The organism is Desulfosarcina variabilis str. Montpellier, from assembly GCF_048565275.1.
GTDB classification, from domain to species: Bacteria; Desulfobacterota; Desulfobacteria; order Desulfobacterales; family Desulfosarcinaceae; genus Desulfosarcina; species Desulfosarcina variabilis.
In genome coordinates this window covers 6,133,800-6,151,362 of sequence record NZ_CP159846.1, presented here as the reverse complement: position 1 = coordinate 6,151,362, position 17,563 = coordinate 6,133,800, and the positions used below count along the sequence as shown (strand labels likewise).

The 17,563-nt window shown below is 50.9% G+C and carries 24 protein-coding genes; 10 read left to right on the top strand and 14 right to left on the bottom strand.

Annotated elements, in window-relative coordinates; all coding sequences use genetic code 11:
• The first annotated feature begins 180 nt into the window (after positions 1 to 180).
• Both Dvar_RS27730 and Dvar_RS27725 read left to right on the top strand, forming a co-directional pair.
• On the top strand, positions 181 to 969 hold the full coding sequence (locus Dvar_RS27730) for a TrmB family transcriptional regulator (protein WP_419656384.1): 789 nt from the start codon (positions 181 to 183) through the stop codon (positions 967 to 969).
• Positions 970 to 1,000: 31 nt separating this feature from the next.
• The gene (locus Dvar_RS27725) at positions 1,001 to 2,341 is read left to right on the top strand and encodes a DUF2254 domain-containing protein (protein ID WP_419656383.1); all 1,341 of its coding nucleotides are present in this window, start codon (positions 1,001 to 1,003) and stop codon (positions 2,339 to 2,341) included.
• 44 nt (positions 2,342 to 2,385) lie between these two features.
• Here Dvar_RS27725 and Dvar_RS27720 read toward each other — a convergent pair whose 3' ends face one another.
• The gene (locus tag Dvar_RS27720) at positions 2,386 to 2,853 is read right to left on the bottom strand and encodes an MgtC/SapB family protein (protein ID WP_419656382.1); all 468 of its coding nucleotides are present in this window, start codon (positions 2,851 to 2,853) and stop codon (positions 2,386 to 2,388) included.
• 184 nt (positions 2,854 to 3,037) lie between these two features.
• Between Dvar_RS27720 and Dvar_RS27715 the strand changes: the two genes are divergently transcribed.
• Together Dvar_RS27715 and Dvar_RS27710 are read left to right on the top strand one after the other, a co-directional pair.
• Complete coding sequence (locus tag Dvar_RS27715) at positions 3,038 to 3,310, top strand: PAS domain S-box protein (RefSeq protein ID WP_419656381.1); 273 nt, start codon at positions 3,038 to 3,040, stop codon at positions 3,308 to 3,310.
• Between the two features lie 5 nt (positions 3,311 to 3,315).
• Positions 3,316 to 3,708 (top strand): sensor histidine kinase, encoded by a 393-nt coding sequence (locus Dvar_RS27710; RefSeq protein WP_419656380.1) that lies wholly within the window; start codon positions 3,316 to 3,318, stop codon positions 3,706 to 3,708.
• 41 nt (positions 3,709 to 3,749) lie between these two features.
• Here the strand turns inward: Dvar_RS27710 and Dvar_RS27705 are convergent, their stop codons facing one another.
• From Dvar_RS27705 to Dvar_RS27680, 6 genes are all read right to left on the bottom strand, one after another.
• Positions 3,750 to 3,911 carry an STAS/SEC14 domain-containing protein gene (locus Dvar_RS27705; RefSeq protein WP_419656379.1) on the bottom strand — a complete coding sequence of 54 codons (162 nt, stop codon included), beginning with the start codon at positions 3,909 to 3,911 and terminating at the stop codon, positions 3,750 to 3,752.
• A 77-nt stretch (positions 3,912 to 3,988) separates the two neighbouring features.
• Positions 3,989 to 4,369, bottom strand: coding sequence for a desulfoferrodoxin (locus Dvar_RS27700; protein ID WP_419656378.1), 381 nt, complete (start codon positions 4,367 to 4,369; stop codon positions 3,989 to 3,991).
• Positions 4,370 to 4,396: 27 nt separating this feature from the next.
• Entirely contained in the window at positions 4,397 to 4,885 is a 489-nt protein-coding gene (locus Dvar_RS27695; protein ID WP_419656377.1) for a sensor histidine kinase, read from the bottom strand.
• A 161-nt stretch (positions 4,886 to 5,046) separates the two neighbouring features.
• Positions 5,047 to 5,328, bottom strand: coding sequence for a hypothetical protein (locus Dvar_RS27690; protein ID WP_419656376.1), 282 nt, complete (start codon positions 5,326 to 5,328; stop codon positions 5,047 to 5,049).
• A gap of 114 nt (positions 5,329 to 5,442) precedes the next feature.
• Entirely contained in the window at positions 5,443 to 5,826 is a 384-nt protein-coding gene (locus tag Dvar_RS27685; protein WP_419656375.1) for a response regulator, read from the bottom strand.
• Between the two features lie 296 nt (positions 5,827 to 6,122).
• Positions 6,123 to 6,380, bottom strand: a complete 258-nt coding sequence (locus tag Dvar_RS27680; protein WP_419656374.1) for a hypothetical protein — start codon at positions 6,378 to 6,380, stop codon at positions 6,123 to 6,125.
• Between the two features lie 342 nt (positions 6,381 to 6,722).
• On the opposite strand from Dvar_RS27680, the gene Dvar_RS27675 reads away from it, so the two are divergent.
• A complete protein-coding gene (locus Dvar_RS27675; protein ID WP_419664167.1) occupies positions 6,723 to 6,884 on the top strand; it encodes a YqaE/Pmp3 family membrane protein in 162 nt (53 codons plus the stop codon).
• Between the two features lie 200 nt (positions 6,885 to 7,084).
• Here the strand turns inward: Dvar_RS27675 and Dvar_RS27670 are convergent, their stop codons facing one another.
• From Dvar_RS27670 to Dvar_RS27655, 4 genes are all read right to left on the bottom strand, one after another.
• On the bottom strand, positions 7,085 to 7,795 hold the full coding sequence (locus Dvar_RS27670) for a hypothetical protein (RefSeq protein WP_419656373.1): 711 nt from the start codon (positions 7,793 to 7,795) through the stop codon (positions 7,085 to 7,087).
• Positions 7,726 to 8,937, bottom strand: a complete 1,212-nt coding sequence (locus tag Dvar_RS27665) for a zinc-binding metallopeptidase family protein (RefSeq protein ID WP_419656372.1) — start codon at positions 8,935 to 8,937, stop codon at positions 7,726 to 7,728. The genes Dvar_RS27670 and Dvar_RS27665 overlap by 70 nt, the downstream gene beginning before the upstream one ends.
• A gap of 231 nt (positions 8,938 to 9,168) precedes the next feature.
• Positions 9,169 to 9,486 carry a hypothetical protein gene (locus Dvar_RS27660; protein WP_419656371.1) on the bottom strand — a complete coding sequence of 106 codons (318 nt, stop codon included), beginning with the start codon at positions 9,484 to 9,486 and terminating at the stop codon, positions 9,169 to 9,171.
• Positions 9,467 to 9,796 (bottom strand): hypothetical protein, encoded by a 330-nt coding sequence (locus Dvar_RS27655; protein WP_419656370.1) that lies wholly within the window; start codon positions 9,794 to 9,796, stop codon positions 9,467 to 9,469. Before Dvar_RS27655 ends, Dvar_RS27660 begins: the two co-directional genes overlap by 20 nt.
• 291 nt (positions 9,797 to 10,087) lie before the next feature.
• Between Dvar_RS27655 and Dvar_RS27650 the strand changes: the two genes are divergently transcribed.
• The 3 genes from Dvar_RS27650 to Dvar_RS27640 all read left to right on the top strand — a co-directional run bounded on the left by Dvar_RS27650 (position 10,088) and on the right by Dvar_RS27640 (position 12,136).
• Entirely contained in the window at positions 10,088 to 10,279 is a 192-nt protein-coding gene (locus Dvar_RS27650) for a hypothetical protein (protein WP_419656369.1), read from the top strand.
• Positions 10,280 to 10,516: 237 nt separating this feature from the next.
• Positions 10,517 to 10,810 (top strand): hypothetical protein, encoded by a 294-nt coding sequence (locus Dvar_RS27645; RefSeq protein WP_419656368.1) that lies wholly within the window; start codon positions 10,517 to 10,519, stop codon positions 10,808 to 10,810.
• A 288-nt stretch (positions 10,811 to 11,098) separates the two neighbouring features.
• Positions 11,099 to 12,136 carry an ABC1 kinase family protein gene (locus tag Dvar_RS27640; protein ID WP_419656367.1) on the top strand — a complete coding sequence of 346 codons (1,038 nt, stop codon included), beginning with the start codon at positions 11,099 to 11,101 and terminating at the stop codon, positions 12,134 to 12,136.
• 5 nt (positions 12,137 to 12,141) lie between these two features.
• Here Dvar_RS27640 and Dvar_RS27635 read toward each other — a convergent pair whose 3' ends face one another.
• Complete coding sequence (locus Dvar_RS27635; RefSeq protein ID WP_419656366.1) at positions 12,142 to 14,340, bottom strand: recombinase family protein; 2,199 nt, start codon at positions 14,338 to 14,340, stop codon at positions 12,142 to 12,144.
• On the bottom strand, positions 14,330 to 14,509 hold the full coding sequence (locus Dvar_RS27630) for a hypothetical protein (protein WP_419656365.1): 180 nt from the start codon (positions 14,507 to 14,509) through the stop codon (positions 14,330 to 14,332). Before Dvar_RS27630 ends, Dvar_RS27635 begins: the two co-directional genes overlap by 11 nt.
• 407 nt (positions 14,510 to 14,916) lie before the next feature.
• Here Dvar_RS27630 and Dvar_RS27625 point away from each other — a divergent pair, with 407 nt between their 5' ends.
• The gene (locus Dvar_RS27625; protein ID WP_419656364.1) at positions 14,917 to 15,504 is read left to right on the top strand and encodes a hypothetical protein; all 588 of its coding nucleotides are present in this window, start codon (positions 14,917 to 14,919) and stop codon (positions 15,502 to 15,504) included.
• A 226-nt stretch (positions 15,505 to 15,730) separates the two neighbouring features.
• On the opposite strand, the gene Dvar_RS27620 is transcribed toward Dvar_RS27625, so the two are convergent.
• On the bottom strand, positions 15,731 to 16,453 hold the full coding sequence (locus Dvar_RS27620; RefSeq protein ID WP_419656363.1) for a sulfite exporter TauE/SafE family protein: 723 nt from the start codon (positions 16,451 to 16,453) through the stop codon (positions 15,731 to 15,733).
• Between the two features lie 484 nt (positions 16,454 to 16,937).
• Here Dvar_RS27620 and Dvar_RS27615 point away from each other — a divergent pair, with 484 nt between their 5' ends.
• Positions 16,938 to 17,186, top strand: coding sequence for a hypothetical protein (locus Dvar_RS27615; RefSeq protein WP_419656362.1), 249 nt, complete (start codon positions 16,938 to 16,940; stop codon positions 17,184 to 17,186).
• Positions 17,187 to 17,563 lie beyond the last annotated feature (377 nt).

Here is a 17,563-nt window from a genome sequence, read left to right as displayed (position 1 = left end):
CTTGTTGACCACCATGGAAGATCATGATTAAACCGCTTGAAAATGATGCCCAAACCGCAATGTTTCGGGGCCAAACAATTGGAATACCTTCCTGGTGGCAAACGGCGGCTGATAAAATTGATGAACGCGTAAAAAGTCGCCGTTCGGACGGATTCGAAAAAATTGAAAAAAAGGGATGCTATGGATATCTCCGCACTGTTAAGGGATTTCGCCTTTTCCAAATATGAGTCCACCTGCTACCTGACGCTGCTGGCGAATCATCCCTCAAACGGCTCGCAATTGAGTAAATTGTCGGGCATCGCGCGTTCCAGAATTTATGATGTTCTCAGAAGCTTGACGCGTAAAGGAATCGTGTTCGAGATTGAGCAGGGCCAGTATGTGCCGCTGCCGTTTGAAGAACTGAAAAAACGCCTGCGTGGCCAGTTCGAAACCAATCTGACGCTCCTCGAAGAGGCCCTGAACAAGGAAACGGGAAAAACCGAGTACGAATACCTGTTTACGATCAAAGGCGATAAGGAGGTGTTGGCCAAGGCCAAGGACATGATCGGATCGGTCAAAAAGGAATTATACCTGCGCCTGTTTCCCGATACCTGGCAGGTCCTTGAGGGGTGTATCGCCGAGGCGGTTTCGCGCGGGGTGGGCGTGCGCATGGTATCCATGGGGACCATGCCCATCACCTATGATATTCAGGTGATTCACCCCCATGCGGAAAACCTGCTGGAAACGCTCGGCGGAGAGTCCATCGATATCATCGCCGACAAATCCGAGGCCCTGGTGGGCATCTTCGAAACGGGTCAGAAAGATACCGCGCCAATCATCTGGACACGCAATCGCTGGTTTGTCACCGCTAACCGTGACAGCGTGAGGCATGATTTCTACCACTGCTTTTTAAACAAAATTTACGACCAAGGCGAACAATTGTCTGCCAGAGAAAAAAAGATATACGAATTTATCAAAAGAGACGATTAGCCATCCATGAATGGCCACGATGGAGAAGATCGTGAAGCTCAAGATACTCAATACCCTTTATTATGTCAGATCCAGTTTCTGGTTTATACCCGCATTGATGGCGATTGGCGCCATCCTTTTCGCCTTTGTCACCATTGCCATTGACAAGGCGTTTTTCCAGTTGGAAAGCAACCGCTGGTGGTGGCTGTTTAACGGTGAACCGGATGGCGCCCGTACGATCCTGTCGGCGATCACCAGTTCCATGATTACAGTTGCCGGTGTGGTTTTTTCAATTACCATCGTGGTATTGTCCCAGGCCTCTTCCCAGTTCGGACCGCGCCTGATCCGAAATTTCATGAACATCCGCACCAATCAAATGGTGCTGGGCTCTTTTGTGGCCACCTACATGTACGGCATTCTGGTGCTCAATGCGATTCGATCGGCATCCAACGATCCGTTTCTGGCCAGTCTGTCGGTTACCGTATCCATGGTGATGTCCTTTCTGAGTTTAGGGGTGATGATCTATTTCATTCACAATGTTTCGGAATCCATTCAGGCCCAGAACATCATTGCCCGGGTTCACCGTGATCTTGAAAATACAGTCAAACGCCTGTTTCCGGATTGCACGGATGGGGAAAATCAGCGCATGGATGAACCGGTCCGGCGACAATACGATATTCCCGATGGCTGTGATCATCAGGTCTGCCCGGTCAATGCACAAAACAGTGGGTATTTCCAGGTGCTGGATGTGGACCAGCTGGTCCGCACGGCTGTTGAAAACGATCTGTTGATCCACCTGGACCATCGCCCGGGAAATTTTATTACCCGGGGGGCGCGTCTGGTGACGGTCTGGCCGGGAGACCGGGTGGGCGAAGAATTGTCCCGTAAAATCAATCAATTATTCATATTGGGGTACGAGCGGACGCTGGAGCAGGACGTGGAGTATGCGATCAGCCAGTTGGTCGAGGTGGCCGTGCGTGCGCTGTCACCGGGTATCAACGATCCGATCACGGCCATGACTTGCATCGACTGGCTGGGCGATACCGTGGCCCATCTGGCGAACTGCAGGCCGCCGCGTTCCCACTTTTTTGATGCGCAGAATCGCCTGCGCGTCATTCGTAAGATTTCTGATTTTGAGAGCATTGTCGATGCCGCCTTCAACATGATTCGTCAGAACGCACAATCTGTTCCCGCCGTTTCGATCCATATCCTGGAAACCATCGCGACGATTGCCGCTCAAACCCGACGAGCGGAAGATCGGGCGGCCCTATACCGTCAGGCGTCGCTGGTGTCCGGTGGATGTGAGAAAATGCTGTCTGCCGAAGATGATCGCAATGACCTTAAAAAACGGTATCAGACGGTTTTGGCGCTTTTGAATGTCAAGGACACTTGAATCTGCCTGCTATGGATGGGCAAAAAGCCGCTTTGCAGCTGAGGCTATTCATTATCCGCGGACGGATCGCCCTCTCGAACGGTTTCCTTGACCTTGCCAAAGAAAAAAAGTGTTATAAAATTCAAGATGGCCAGCAGTATGGCAATTTCAAACCGGTCGAACGCCACGGCCAGGCCGATGGCGCCGGTATTCCAGATGCTGGCGGCCGATGAAACACCGGAAACGGTGTTCTGATCTTTTACAATTGCGCCGCCGCCGATAAAACCGATACCGGTGATGATTCCCTGGATAATCCGGGCTTCACCACCTGTCGTGTCGATTACCGCGATCCCGACGAGCATGAATCCGCAGGTAACCACGGCCACGAGCGGAAAGGTACGCAATCCAAAATGCCTTTTGCTCTGTTCTCGTTCCCAACCGATGGGAAACGCCAGCAGATAGGCAACGATCAGATGCGTTAAATGGCTCAGCATCAATTGCCAGTCCATTTCAATGTGGGGGAACAGATCCATCCGGCTTCCTTTCCTGCTTGGGTAAGTCCAAAATCGGTAAGGGTCGGGTGATGGGGATCAACCATGCATCCGGTTGATCCGGTTCAGACCATGTATAGCGCGTAAAACCGCCATTGACAACGTTGGTTTGTAACGGTGTTTAAATCCAAAAATTGGCTACCCCCTGTCCGAGTTAACCGCGTTTTTGATCTCGGATATCAATGTAAAGACCAAAGGGGATGTCCATCAGCAGATGCAGATGGCCATCGATCGCGAAAAAAGGCAGTTTTTTTTCAAGCATCGGCTGGCTAGTGGCCTCATCAGGGATGTGGAAGTATTCAGCGGGCCCATTGAGATCGACGGCCGGAAACTGTTGTATTCCATTGTGCATGACATTACTGCCCGCCGGTATGCCGAGGATGCTCTGCAGCGCATGAATGAAACCCTGGCCTGCAGGATGGGTTGGAGTGGATTGTAAAAAGAATGCAAAAGCAGTTCGGTCTGACCGTTTCGCTTGATATAAGATCTGTGCGGCCTGTGGACGACGAATTGTTGAAGGTATTTCTGCTGCGGGGTGTCCGGGAGTTTTTGTTCAACGTTGTCAAACATGCCGGCGTGGATACCGCAAGTATCGATGTCTTTGAATCCAACGGGCGTTTAGCGGTCAGCGTCAGTGATAACGGGCAAGGCTTTGATCCCGCCACCCTCGACGCCGGCAAGGCGTCCGCCGGTGTCGGTCTTTTAAGTTTGCGCCGACGAGTTCGCTATATCGGTGGAGACCTGTTGATCACCAGTGCGCCCAAGAAGGGCAGCCGGTTTCAATTGATGGTGCCTTTTGTAACCGAGGGTGTGGATGCCCCGCCGGCGGTCAATTAAGAACCACAACCGTTTACCATGGCCAACGCGGGACTTTTGCATCAGGGCTGCCGGATCCACTGCCGCGCGGCGTCCATATTGTGTTTGTCGAAATAGCGCACTGCCGCTGCGGTGAACGGCTTGACAAACACGGCGACCCCTTTTCTTACGGTGCTGAATCTTAAAAAAACATTGATGCCTGTCCAATCCCCGAATGCGGCCATGGGTTGGAAAGCGGCTCATCTGACTGAGCCGCTTTCCGCGTTTTTTTTAAGGACGCTTCGACCGACTTGCCGATCGGCTAGGCGGTTGCTTTCCAAAGACCGTGAAGATTACAATACTCGCGGGCGGTCAGCTGGGATGCACTCACATTAAAGACCGCCTCGGGGGTGGCGCCTGGCTCGAGGAACTGAATGTAACTCTTGCCATCGGCGATCAATTCAATCCACTGAATGTAGTGCTTTTCCTCCATGGGATGGGGGACATCGCCCACTTTTACCTTGACGCCACCCTCGATTTTTTCGATTACGGGGACATGCTTTTCTTTGGCTGCATCAACGGTATTTTCGGTCAGCAGCTGCATGGGCTGACCACAGCAAACCAGCTCACCTTCACCACCGTTTAACACTTCCACGATATTTCCACATGCATCACATTTGTAAACTTCAAGCTTTTTTGCCAAAACAGGCTCCTTTCCTATTAACGGGTTTCATATAGATTCATCAAAAAGGGGAAGCAAAATATGAATCCGGGTTCCCCGACCGGATTTCGCGTCAACATGAAACGCACCCCCGAAAATCTCACACCGCTCACGCATCGCAGTCAGGCCGGATCCGCTCATTGCATCTTTTCGGGAAAGGGTTTCTGAAACGTTGAAACCACGACCGTTGTCCTCGATTGACAGGTAAATGGATTGATTCTCATCCTCAGTCAATTCCAGATTCAGGCGCACAAGGCTGGCATCGCTGTGGTCCTTGACATTGGACAGGCCTTCCTGGAAGATGCGGTAGATAATGATTTTCATTTTCTCTGGGACCGCATCTTCGGTGATCGTGGCCAAGTAATTGACCATAATATTCGGACACAGGCGCTGAAATTGACGCAGGTACCACTTCATCGTGGCCATCAGTCCCAACTCGTCGAGAGTCGTGGGCCGAAGGCTGGCGGAAATGCGTTTGGTTTCCTTGATGGCTGCCAATAGCTGCGAAATTTCCGGCTCCAGTGATGGGTAAAGCTTATCGCTTTCCTGTGTTCGTTTTATCTCTTTGCTTTCAAGGCTGAATTTGATCGCCGCCAGGCTGGCCCCCAGGCGGTCGTGCAGCTGTTTGGAAATGCTCTGCCGATCGGCTTCCAGAATGGCTAATGTTCGATGGGACAGATGCTTCGATCGAAATAGGCGTTGAAACGCTCTTGAACATTATCCGCGACGCCCTGTTGATGGTCTGCCCACGCATCGATCGTGGGAATCATTTCCGGTGTATATCCTGTCGCCTGCTGAAAAGCATGGTTCACCAGCAGCGGTTGCCCGTCATCGCGGGAAATGGTAACCGGTACCGGCGCATGGTAAAGCGCCTTGAAGTAAGGTGTATCCAGGCTGAAATCCAGGACGTCAAGATCTTCAATGGGGCTGTTTTCTTCCATAGGCAATATAACCAGGATTGTTTGACCGAAGCCAGACGGATCAGAGCACCATCAGGACGCTGATATCGACAGGTCGGCCACTTCCGGATTGGCGACGTTTACTGCCAACGCGGATTATGTTTCAGGTTCAACCAGACCTCTTTCAATAGTAATCATGAGTTCTTTGCGGCTTGCATCCTTAATGCAGTAGCCATCGGCACCGGCATCGAATGCTTCCAGAACAAACTGGTCGGATTCGTGAATGGTCAGCGCCAGGATCCGGGTATCCGGAAACGTCCGTTTGGCTTCACGCATCACGGAAATTCCCCCCATTTTGGGCATCGAGAGATCCAGTAAAATCAGCTCTGGTTTTTCCTTGCGAATTTGTTGGACAGCCTCAAGTCCGTCTTCTGCTTCACCAATTATATTGACATCGCCGCGGCTGTTGAGCATGGCTTTCAGGCCTTCACGAAACAGCTGATGGTCTTCGACGATGAGCACGCGATGTTTTTCACTCATTGGCCTATACTCCCATCTGGAAAAGTCAAGAACGTGATCGCTCGCTTATCGGGGTATTGCAGCCCGGTACCATCGACCAACCGGCGGCAATTGGGTTACGTTCAATATTTACTTTTCCCAGATAGTATTGCCTGAGGTGGCGGTTTGAAAATGGGGTGAAGACCCTATTTTTGTAATGATTATTTTTATAACTACCTGGAAATACATATTTTAGTTTGAAATCTATAAAGCTTCCGGTCCGCTTTGCGGAATCGATCCAGCCGTTACGCCATCAGGTGATATACAAAGTAGATTGATCATTCGGGCTCTACTTCGCATAGCACCTGTTTATATCCGATGGTCAGATCAATCAGATCAAATCGATTTAATCCGATGCCTCGCGGCGGATTTGCTGTTCCGGCAAGCAAATACATGATGTGCCCGTAATCCCGGCAAAGGCCGGAAGCCCGATACCTGCTGGATGTCGGATCAGGCCCGGTGTTACGTTGCAGCGCTTGCTCAATCACCGTGATGATAATATGAACAAAATGAAGCGAGGAATAAATAGGTTGCATACGGTAAACACATCCATATTCTCATAGCAGCGCATCGCTGATCGATTTTCTCAAGGCGGGATTGGCGTCACGATCCCGCTATTGGATATGCCGCCACAACCGTCAGAAAGATGGGGGGGTATGCGTCAGGACAAGCCATTACCGGCAACGGATCGAAACTGGACCGATGGCTGTGTCCAGCGATTTGGCAAGGTGTTTGGGCGATACGAAACCAACGTATTCATCGCTGCGGGATTGATCGTTATCGGCGTCTGGGTATTTGCCGAGATTGTCGAAGCCGTGCTGGAGAAAGAACCGATCAGTTTGGATGAGAAAATTTTTTCAAAGATGAAAGGTGACACCATGGATCTCATACGCATTTTGTTCTCCATCCTTCTTCCTCCCTTGGGTGTTTTTTTCCAGGTGGGGCTTGGCAAGCACTTCTGGCTGAATATCCTTTTGACCCTGCTGGGGTACATCCCTGGCATCGTCCATGCCGTGTGGGTAATTGCCAAATATCGATAAATGTGCCATCAGCACGCCATCACCGGCGACTTACATAAAATCGGGGCTGGTGGTTGGCGTTGAGTGTTAACGAGTGTCCATCCAGAAATGGCCAAATTTGCCTGTTTCTGGATGGACACTGACGAGGAAATGTAAGAGGGGAGACATGGCCTACAAAACAATTTTGCTTTGCATCAGGGGAAAAGAGCTATAGACGCGAGTCATCGACGAGGCAATGCAGATCGCCGCTGATTTCGATGCAGCGCTGTCCATTCTGGATGAATCGCCTCGGGCCATTGGCCGATGGACGAAGCCAGACCGGCAACGGCGTCCATCAATGGACGGTAGCCCGGATCACCGGCACGCAGCAGACTCTGGGCGATGGCCAGGGGCAGATAGACATTGATCCCGGAGTGGATCATGTCCTGGAAGAAGGCGCCCGAATGGAAACAGTGCTTTTCAAGCCAGGCCACGGTGCGCATGATTCGGGCATCTCCCGCCGGGAGTAATTGAAGGGTATAGTCCGCCACCAGACTGCCGATGGCACCGGCATCCATGCGGCGATGGGGCGAGGCGGGGATGGCGCCCCGGGATGTTGTGGCCGGTAACCGCTCGATGCTGCTCATGATCGATTGTTGGTATTGATCGGCCTGTCGGCGGTAGCCGGCGGCTTTTTCAGATGCACCATGGATCTGTGCGAGATGCGCGGCAGCTTGCAATCCCGCCAGTCCCCAGAAGTTGTCCCAATAATAATGGTCGTTGGGTCCCAGGTGCTCGGCGCTGAAACCCGCGGGCAACAACCCTGCGTGGGGAGTCCGGCCGTCTTCCGGCAGACGTTTGGCGATGATCCAGTCCGCACCATTTAACCAGGCTTGAAGCGTTTCCGGGTATCGGTCGTGCCGGTCAGGGTCTGCAGCCGGTCGGCGATCCACAGCACCTGGCCATTGGAATCCCACTCACCTTCCTGGGACTCGAAATAGCCCGCTGATGTCTGGCGCTGGGGAAAACCGGAAACAATCCATTTGACCAATTGGTGGATGAAACGCAGTTTGTCCAGAACCGCCGGTGGGAGAACAAATGGATAAAGGTCCGGTTGGCCCATGCTGCGGTTCAGGCTGTTGACGGCCAGGGCAAGCGGGATGCTGGCCGAGATGATGGCGTCGAAATCCGCATGTGCGTATGGGTCGAAATCAGCCTGCATGGACAGCTCGGGATGACTTCTCAAGGATGGCTGAAGGCGGATGCCGAATGCCTGGGCGGTTTCCAGGGTGTCGACGAGGTGAAAATAGTGGGACAAGGTTTCCGCCCAATCCTCCCATGGGTGGGCGCTGGCGTATGCACTGACGAACCGGTCCTGCCACGCTGGTGCCGGGCCATTTTTGTAATATGTTTCGAGCGCCGCTGAATAATCGCCGCTCTCATCACCAAAAATGGCGCGTACGGCCGCGAGTTTTTCGGCGTCGGGCTTGATCAGTCGATCCCAATAGTAATGGCCGATCTCATGCCTGAAATGACCGATCAGGGTTCGATATGGCTCGCCCATTTCGATCCGGGTCGCTTCCCGCTGGTCTGACTCGGCCTCGGCAATGTTGATGGTAATCCGTCCCCGGTCGTGACCGGTGAGGATTCCGGGTTGATCCGGATTCTGATTGGTATCGGCCAGAAAGTTGAAAGCCAGACCGGTTTGCGGTTCTGCGATTTTGCTCGCGAAAGGCAGATTGAAACGGATCAGGCTGTAAATCAGTCGATGTTTGGCGGTTTCCACCGTTTGCCATGCCAGCCGGTGCTGGAAATCGCTCAGATCGGGGATGGTTTCATTGAGCACACAGGCCACGCAGAGCCCCTGGCCGGCCTCCTCTGGTACCAACCAGTTGCACACTCCGTGCTGATGGTTGTCACAAAAGCGGTAGGGGGATTGCGGTGCGGCCAGAGGGACAAGCGCCGACTGGCGGTTTTCGAGCGCACTGAGGACTTGCCGATCAGGCAGGAAGCCCAGTTCAAGGCCACAATTCTCACAATGTGTATTCTCAAAAAAGATCGGGCTGGCACACTGCTGACATTCAAACAGTTTCATTGCTTTATTCCTCTTCAACTTGACCCGGTTGGCGGACCGGGAACGAAAAAAGGTTAACTGCCGCCATCAAAGCGCCTATCATATCGGTTGCGGAGCATGCGTGAAATAAAAAAAGCGATGATGAACAGGATTCCGAAAACAGCAAAAAGAGGTGTGCTGTACTGGGATGCGGCATTGCCTACGATCAATAATGGAACGTCCATCGGTAACCGGTATTTATTTTTCAGTGATTCAGCTAACACCATCGATTCCCACCACTTGCTGATCGTCATCCATGGCCTGGATGATGGTTTCGGTTTTCTCGGCCATCAGATCCCACTCGACCTGGCAGGCCTGCAGGAATTTCTCCCATTCCATCATCACGCTCCTGTTCGGTATGATTTTGAAAGTTCTGCCTGATGCGGAAATCACCTGGAAAGATGTCTGGTTGAGGTCCATGGCCACGGCGGCGCTGTTTATTATCGGAAAGTATTTTATCGGTCTGTAAATTGGAAGAAGCTCAACGGCCAGCGCCTTTGGTGCCGCGGGTTCATTTATGATATTTCTCATCTGGATTTTCTTTACTGACCATTTCCTTGACGGTCGGACTTTTGCGCAGGAGTACATCCTCAATGATCGTATCGTAGATCGGCAGGCCATTATCAAGCACGATGATAGGGCCATCGCCCGAAGGGGTTTCCTGCACATAAAGATCCGTGTCGCGTTCATGCACATACCGGTAGGGCCCCATAACCAGAAGCTGGCGCATGGCAGCACGATCGAAGCTGACGCCGCTGTCCGTATCCCTAAGGGTCCGGGCAACTCTGGCCGTCAGTTTGTCAGCGGTGATTTTCTTCTCCAGTTGGTCGCGAAAAGGCATGGTGATCCTCCAGTTCTGTCAAAGGGTATCGGGTTTTTATCTCACTATAGCGCAATAACCGATCGGCGGGTATGGGCTGGTCTACTGATTTCAGGTCGTCGGACAGTGTATTGGTTGCAGAAAAAAAATCAGATACTCCGGATCAGACAGATAAATATAGAGGTTCTGCAACCCATATTTCACCACACGGAAAGTGCTTACTTTGTAACCATTGAAAAAGGACGTGGACCGGATGACCAATGATAAGTCCACACGGAAAAAAATCAAATTCCGATGGAAAGGAAAACCCAAATGGAGAGCAAATCCAAATATCTCGCCGAAATCGAATCCCGCATGAACCAGTTTAACACAACCATCGAATCCATCACCCGGAAAGCAAAGATGCGAGACGAGACACAGCCGACCATCGACCTGGACGGTATCCGGCGTAAACACGAAGATGCGCGCCTGGTCTACACGGATCTCAAATCATCTTGGATCTGATTGGTTTTATCGGTGTTGTGCTGGCGATTCCCTTGGTGGCCTGTTCTGTCGTATTGGTAGACAGCATTTATGTGGAAGAGATCTTAGAAGAAGATACGAGTGACGCTGCAGTCCCTGCTCGATCTTGAGCATAATCCCCCTAAGGCATACCAGGCTTCAGGCGGTGGCAGATAATGATGCGCGCCCGATTGAAAAAGAACCAGGGTCGCTGCAAATAGTGAGAACCCGGATCGTATCATGGCGGTCTATATTCGTCATATCTCAATAGATACGTCTCGAGGACACGCCATCGAACAATTGGCTGAACAGACGCGTAGATCAGGATGTGATCTGATTCTGGCCAAGACCAGTCTGGTCATGGCCAGGCATGCGCACACCCACGGATTCATCAATTTTACTTACCTGATCATTGCAGTCACCAACACATTTTCCGGTTGTATCTCTCATCGGCATGTCAGTCATGTCGTTTTCCTTTCATTTGTGTTTTGGCTTTGCCATAAATGGGGTTGGCGGTGTTTCCGCCGTTTCTGAATAAAATATACTGTGTCTTTGTGAACAGAATTAACATAAGGTCGATACCGTAAAGACGCGCTGTATCGGGTGTAGTTGCCTTTGTATCACCGGAAAGACTGTCTGTTAAACCTGCATACCGTGGGAAGCGAATTGCGATTCCAGTCTGATGCGCAACACAATTCTATCCCCCGTTGGGGGAATGCCGACGGTGCGTAAATCTTCAGGCTTGGCTGGACATTACGCACCAGTATGGTTACTTTTGCATCTCACTTTCATAGATTTCAATCCTTTAACCAGGACGTGCCTATGCAATTGAATGATTTGAGAAATATTAAACGCTTTAGAGAGATCGTGACGATCTTGGCAAAGTATGGATTCGAAGAGATTGTTCAGCACATCGAACTTCCCGGTGCCGGGCTGGTACGAAAAATCAGCACGACACCAGCGGACATTGGCGTGCATGCACGCATCCGATCCGCAATTGAAGATTTAGGCCCCACGTTTGTCAAATTCGGTCAGATCATGAGTCTGCGGCCGGATCTGTTGCCCAGCGAGCTGCTGGATGAGCTTGAAAAACTCCAGGATGCGGTACCGGGGGTCTCGTTGGCCGAAGTCGAACAGGTGGTTCAGGATAACCTGGGAAAAACCATCGATGAGGTGTTCTCGGTCTTCGATGTCGAGCCCATTGCCGCGGCATCCTTATCCCAGGTCCACAAGGGGGTGCTCAGGCAGGAGGGAGACATCGTCTCGGTTAAAATTCAACGGCCTGGAATTCAAGACATGATTCAGGCGGACCTGGACATCCTGGAAACGTTGGCGGACTTTCTGGACAAGAAATTTGAAGAACTGAAATCGTACGATCTGCCTGAACTGGTTCAGATCATTCGAAGGCACATGGTTACCGAACTCGACTTCAGGGCAGAGTTGCGAAATATGAAGATCGCCAGGGCAAACGCAGCCGATACCCCCGTTTATGTGCCTGACGGGTATGAGGATTATTCTACCGAAAAAATACTGGTGATGGAGTTTGTGCAGGGTGCCAGGTACGCTGAAATCGTTCCCGGATCGATTTATGATGGCGAGCAGATTGCCAAGCAGGGATTGGCCGCGGCGACCAAGCAGATACTCGAAGATGGTTTTTTTCATGCCGATCCGCATCCGGGCAACTTGCTGGTAACGGAGCAGATGAATCTGTGCATTATCGACTGGGGCATGGTGGGCCGGTTGACGGAAAAGGATCGTTTTGAATTGACCGAGCTGTTGCGTGCAGTGGTGGAAAAAGACAGCGATGCGCTGATGCACAGTCTGCTTGGAGCCCTCGCCATAATGCCCCCCTTTTTATGAAAGGATTAAAAGAGACCTATCTGTTTGCTTAACACTTTAATATATAAGCCAATTTGTTTGCCGCGACGAACATGAACGGCTTTTAGCTCCCCGCGCTTTACATGTTGCAACACCGTTTGCCGTGAAACACCGAGAATGCTTTTGGCTTCCTTCATCGTCACGTATCCCTCGGGGGCTTTTTCGATAAAGCGAGACCGCAGATCATCAGTCATGCGAATTTGCCAGGGTGCTCCTGCTGTGATCTGTTCACCGGCGATGAAACCGTCAGCAAGCCAGCGATGGACTGTTGAAGCAGCAATGCCGAGTATTTCGGCCGCCTTTGTGATCGTTACCAATTTTCCATCGGTGGGAACCGTCGAAGCATCGAATCGGGGGATTTTCCAATACCGGCGTAAATTTCCGACCTTGTTTGCGGTGAACCGATCACCGCGAGCGGTCTTTCTACCTTGCCGATTGAGTATGCCGGTAATAACTGCATCAGGATAGTGCGCGGCAAGACGGCGCACAAGCTCGATAGTGTCTTGATCAGTCCGGAGAGGGGGAACGTTTTTATATTGCAAATTTACTTCGTGCTCACAGATATTGCCTGTTTTCCATCGCAGGATCAAATGAGCTTTGTTCTCTTTTCGTTTTAAAGAGATGTTTACTTCTTCAAGAAGAATATGAAGCAGCTCTTTTCTATCGCGATCAGTTGTCGTGGGTGCTTGCCAAACGCGTTTGAGATCCTTACCCAAACTAAGAATGCTGTTGCGCTGCTCAGGTGTTAATTTTCCAGGTCTTTGCTTTTGACGCCGCTCAAGTTCTCTCTCTGCATCTTTGAGATCGCTTAGAGATAATTCCCACTGTGTCTCTAATGTGCGAGCCACAAGACGATTTTCTGGCTCTACTGCATGATAGCGACGTTGTGCACGATCAGCCTCGTACCTGGTTCGTTCAACTTGCAGACGCCATTGTTCAAGAGCAGCGTCATAATCCGCTGCAATGTTTTTCTCGGCAAGCAACGCCGCTTTCATTGCGGCAGGAGTGATGGCCTCAAGGAAAGCATTGCCTACTGCTTCATCGATTTTGACACCACCGACACGCATACAATAACGAGCCCGACCTTCCATGGCTTGACTCGCAGCGCAATAATATCCGGGAGTAGAATACTTCCCTTGGTAGTAAACTCTGAGCCGACGACCGCATTTGCCACAGGTGGCGAGACCTTGCAGCAGCGCCGCACCTTCTCGAACAGCTCCTGTGGCTTGATGTTCAACAGGTCTGGTGTTTTTGGCAATTCGAGCCTGAATCATCTCGTAGGTCTCCCAGTCGATAAATCCTTTATGGTGATCCTGGATCAATACCGCCCATTGTTTTTGAGGCAAACGCTTGACTCGTTTTTTTACCTGCCCGAATTCATCCACGAAGGATTCTTGTTTTGTTTTACCATAAGCATAAACGCCTGCATAGACCGGATTCGTTAAGACCGAGTGAATGGCGTGGTAACTGGCCGCAACCCATGTTATCTCTGGCAAAGTGGTTGTTTGCAGTGGGAAATTCAGTTGGTTGGATTGGAACCAAAGCCATACTTGGCGGACTGACCCTATCTGAGCAAATTTTTCAAAAACAGTACGAATAGCTCCGGTGACTGCCTGGTCTGGATGCATTAGGACTTCACCATCCTGTTCACCCCAGATAAAACCGACTGGTAGCCCACGGCGCAATTCACCACGGGCTGCCTTATTGCGAATGCCTCCTTCGAGCCTGGCACGTATCACATGCAGTTCGGCCTCGGCCATGGTTCCTTTCAATCCAAGTAGCAGTCGATCATTGAAAAGCCCCGGATGGTACAAGCCGTCCTCATCACCAATCAGCGTGTCGGTGACACTACACAAATCAAGCAGTCGATACCAATCCGCGTTGTTGCGGGCTACCCTGGAGACCTCGATGGAAAGAATCAGTCCAACCTGGCCTAAGGCAACCTCTGCGGTCATTGTTGTAAATCCACTGCGCTGTATCGTACTGGATCCGGATTGAGCAAGATCGTCATCTATAACCGTTACCTGTTGCTTGGGCCAACCCAAACCAATGGCTCGGTCGACCAACTTATATTGTCGATCGGTAGACTCTCGGTTATATTCAACCTGAGCGGCTGTTGATTGACGTACATACACGTATGCGCATCGTTGCAAGTGGGTTGATGTTACTTTTCTGCTATCGCTCATGGCTTTCCTCCTGACTCTGATTTGCGTCTTGTGAAAGAACCATTTTGCAAATCAGGTTTGCCAGAGCGGCGATGACGTCTTTTTGAAGCTGATGTTCGAGGTTTCTCCAAATTTTCTGAGACTGAGGCGATTCTTTTGGGGTGGCCCAAAGTTGCATTTGTCTTGGCATGATTGCGGCCCTCCTTTGAAGCTTTTTTCGATTCTTGTTTTGAAGAATTGAGCTTACAAAGAAGAGCATCCACTATATTGCGTGTATGGAGCAAGTGGCTTGTAGTGGCAATCAAATTAGATGCCGGAAGGCGGATAGTCGCTGTGGAGTTGCCTTCATTCAGATCAGTCCAATCGGCCGGAATGAGCGATCGGCTCCCGTCTGGCAGAACCAGTGTCAAATTTAATTTTCCATCTCGGTGTGTCCATCCGAGAACTTGCAGGGATTGTCCTTGCAATGGGTGTCGGTTGCGTATTATTTCTACACTTTGAGGAAAACCGTCGAGGTGGGTAGTGTGTCGTGGTTTCCTTCGATTATGTCAACCAACGGGTGGTGATCAACATCCGCTATCGCTCGAAAGGGATCTGTTGTCTCTGCTCGACACCTACCATGCGCTGCCCATTAAGGATGTTGAAATTGGACAGATGCTGATGGATGTGATGGTCATTATCCGTAATCATCAGCTGCGTCTACCGACCGATTACGTGATCATGATCAAGGCCCTGGTGACTGCCGAAGGGGCGGCCAGGCAGGTTTATCCGGAGCTCAATGTGATTGCCGAGGTCCGTGAATCCGTGAAGCGTCTGGCAAAGGCCCGCTTTCAGCCTGACGTCATCTGGCGTAATCTGCGAAATTCTTTCGCCAATCTGTGGTCCTATCAACGAGAAATTCCCCGCCAGCTTCAGCAGATCATCAGCAAGTTGGACAGTGGTGATCTGAGACTGCAACTCAACCACAACAAACTGGAAAAACTGGCCCAGTCGATTGAGAATGCGTCCAATCGATTGACCATGGCGATCATTGTTGCGGCCATTATAATGGGGTCGTCCATGATCATCACCACAGGCATCGGCCCCTATCTGTTTGGCTTTCCGGCACTGGGGGTGATCGGGTATCTGTTGTCCGTGGTATTGGGGCTCTGGCTGGTCGTTACCATCATCCGTACCAAGAAATAATGGTCCTGTTACCGAAAAATCCAGAAGCATCAGATCGAAAGCGATGATGATCAGCGCAACAACGGATAACTGAAAACGAGGGAAATCCCAGGACCGTATCCACCACGCCTCGTGTCGCCACATGGGCAGCAGGGTCAGACCCACCAGCAAAAGCGATAATATCGTAAGGATGACGACTGTCATGGCGATGTTTCCATGGTCTATTTTGATATTGGCCGAAGGCGCCTTATCCTTTGAGCAACAGGAGAAGACCGAGGATTGCCAGAAGGAGCATGGCAATCCGCTGGTAAATGGTTGCACTGCTTCGGCCGTAAAGGCCAATACCGAGTAGTACGCCCAGTGCAAGCGGCCCCACACAGATAGTCCAGTAGCGCCAGACGGTGGGGGTAATGATACCTGAAATCAGATGCGTGATAATAATCCCAAGCCCGAGGATGAAGAAAAACCCGACCATGGTGGACTTGATCTTGTGTTTGGCCCATGGTTGCAGGGTGGTATAAATGATCACCGGCGGACCTGCTGCGCCGATGCTGCCGCCAAGGAAGCCGGCGGCCAGTCCTGCGATCCAGCCCCAGCCTTTGGACAGCTTTCTGGCGCCGGGTTTCAAAAACAAAAATGTGCCAACGGTGAGGAGAATGACGATGCCCACCAGCATTTCCAGCGGCCGTGGTCCCACGACTTTTAAGGTGTAGACCCCTATCGGGATGCCTGGCAAAGACATGACGATCAGGGGCAGACACTCACGGATTTCAATATTGCGGGCCAATTGCATCGCCAGGATGATGTTCACCACCATGCCCAGCATCAATACGAGTGGAATGGCGATTTTGACATCGATAATCAGCGCCATCAGTGGCAGGGCCACCAGTACCACGCCGAATCCGCTGAATCCCTGGACCAACCCGGCAGCAAAAGCAATACATCCCAGATAAATTGTGTCCCACGGCAATGGATTCGCTCCTGTTGAGAATGAATGATGGACCCATGTACCACAAGCAGCACCGTCCAGGTAACGAAAAAAACATGCCGATTGGAAGCGCTCTGGTGAATTCCCCTGTATGATTGCTTCGGCGGTTGAATGCAGAAAGTATTCGTCATCTCGGTGGTCATTGCCGTGCTCAATTCCTACTCCGGGATTGCTGCCTGTGCCACCGGTTTCGTACTGAACAACAACTAATGCGCTGTTGCTTTTCGACGACGGTAAAGCGGCGGTCAACGCGGTCAATGCGGCGATGAACGAGCATTGATAATGGGTAGGTTCTTACTATGAATCCCCTCCTTTTTTACCCATATTGGATTTAAAGCTTCTGGCATTACTCTACGGTTTCTGTGTGCTGGCCTTACTGAGCAATATCGCTGCACGCCAATGCAAAAACGATTGAAGTGGATTTCCGATGATCCGAAGCAATACAGAAAATTGGGGATGGACCAATATGAAACGAATGAAAAAAGCTGCACTGATGAGTTTACGATATATTGCGGTTCGTACGGATGACATGCGTCTTTACACGTGGGCTGAAAAAAAGCTTTTTGATATGCGATCCATCAATTTAATGCCGGACGGATATTATTGCCTGCTCTACCGTTTCTGCATGAGTCTGGTTGAGGAAAGAAAATTCCTGAAACTCGCTGATTGGCTGATCCATAGGATTCCATACAATGTAAGATGCACCATCGCTTAAACGGTGGTGCAGACTAAATCATGTCGATCACAATTCATTCAAAAAAGGGTAGGGGTTGGACTACATACCAATATCTAATGGGTGGGTTAAATCCACACTACGGGAAAAAGACTTTGTCAGAAAAAAGGATATAGAAGAAAGAAGATAAATACCTTTGTAAGAAAATACGAACATCCCCAATCCTTAAGCGACTGATTCACCACTACATGCCTGGATTCCGGGCTCCGCCGGAATGGCAAACACGGTATGTATTCGATTGCCGAGCTTTATGAATCCGATGAAACATCGTTTCGATGGCATCAATATGGAAGACCGGCCTTAAGGGGCCGGTCTTCATGCGGGGTGCTAAAAGTGACAAGGCCCCCACCCATTAAGAG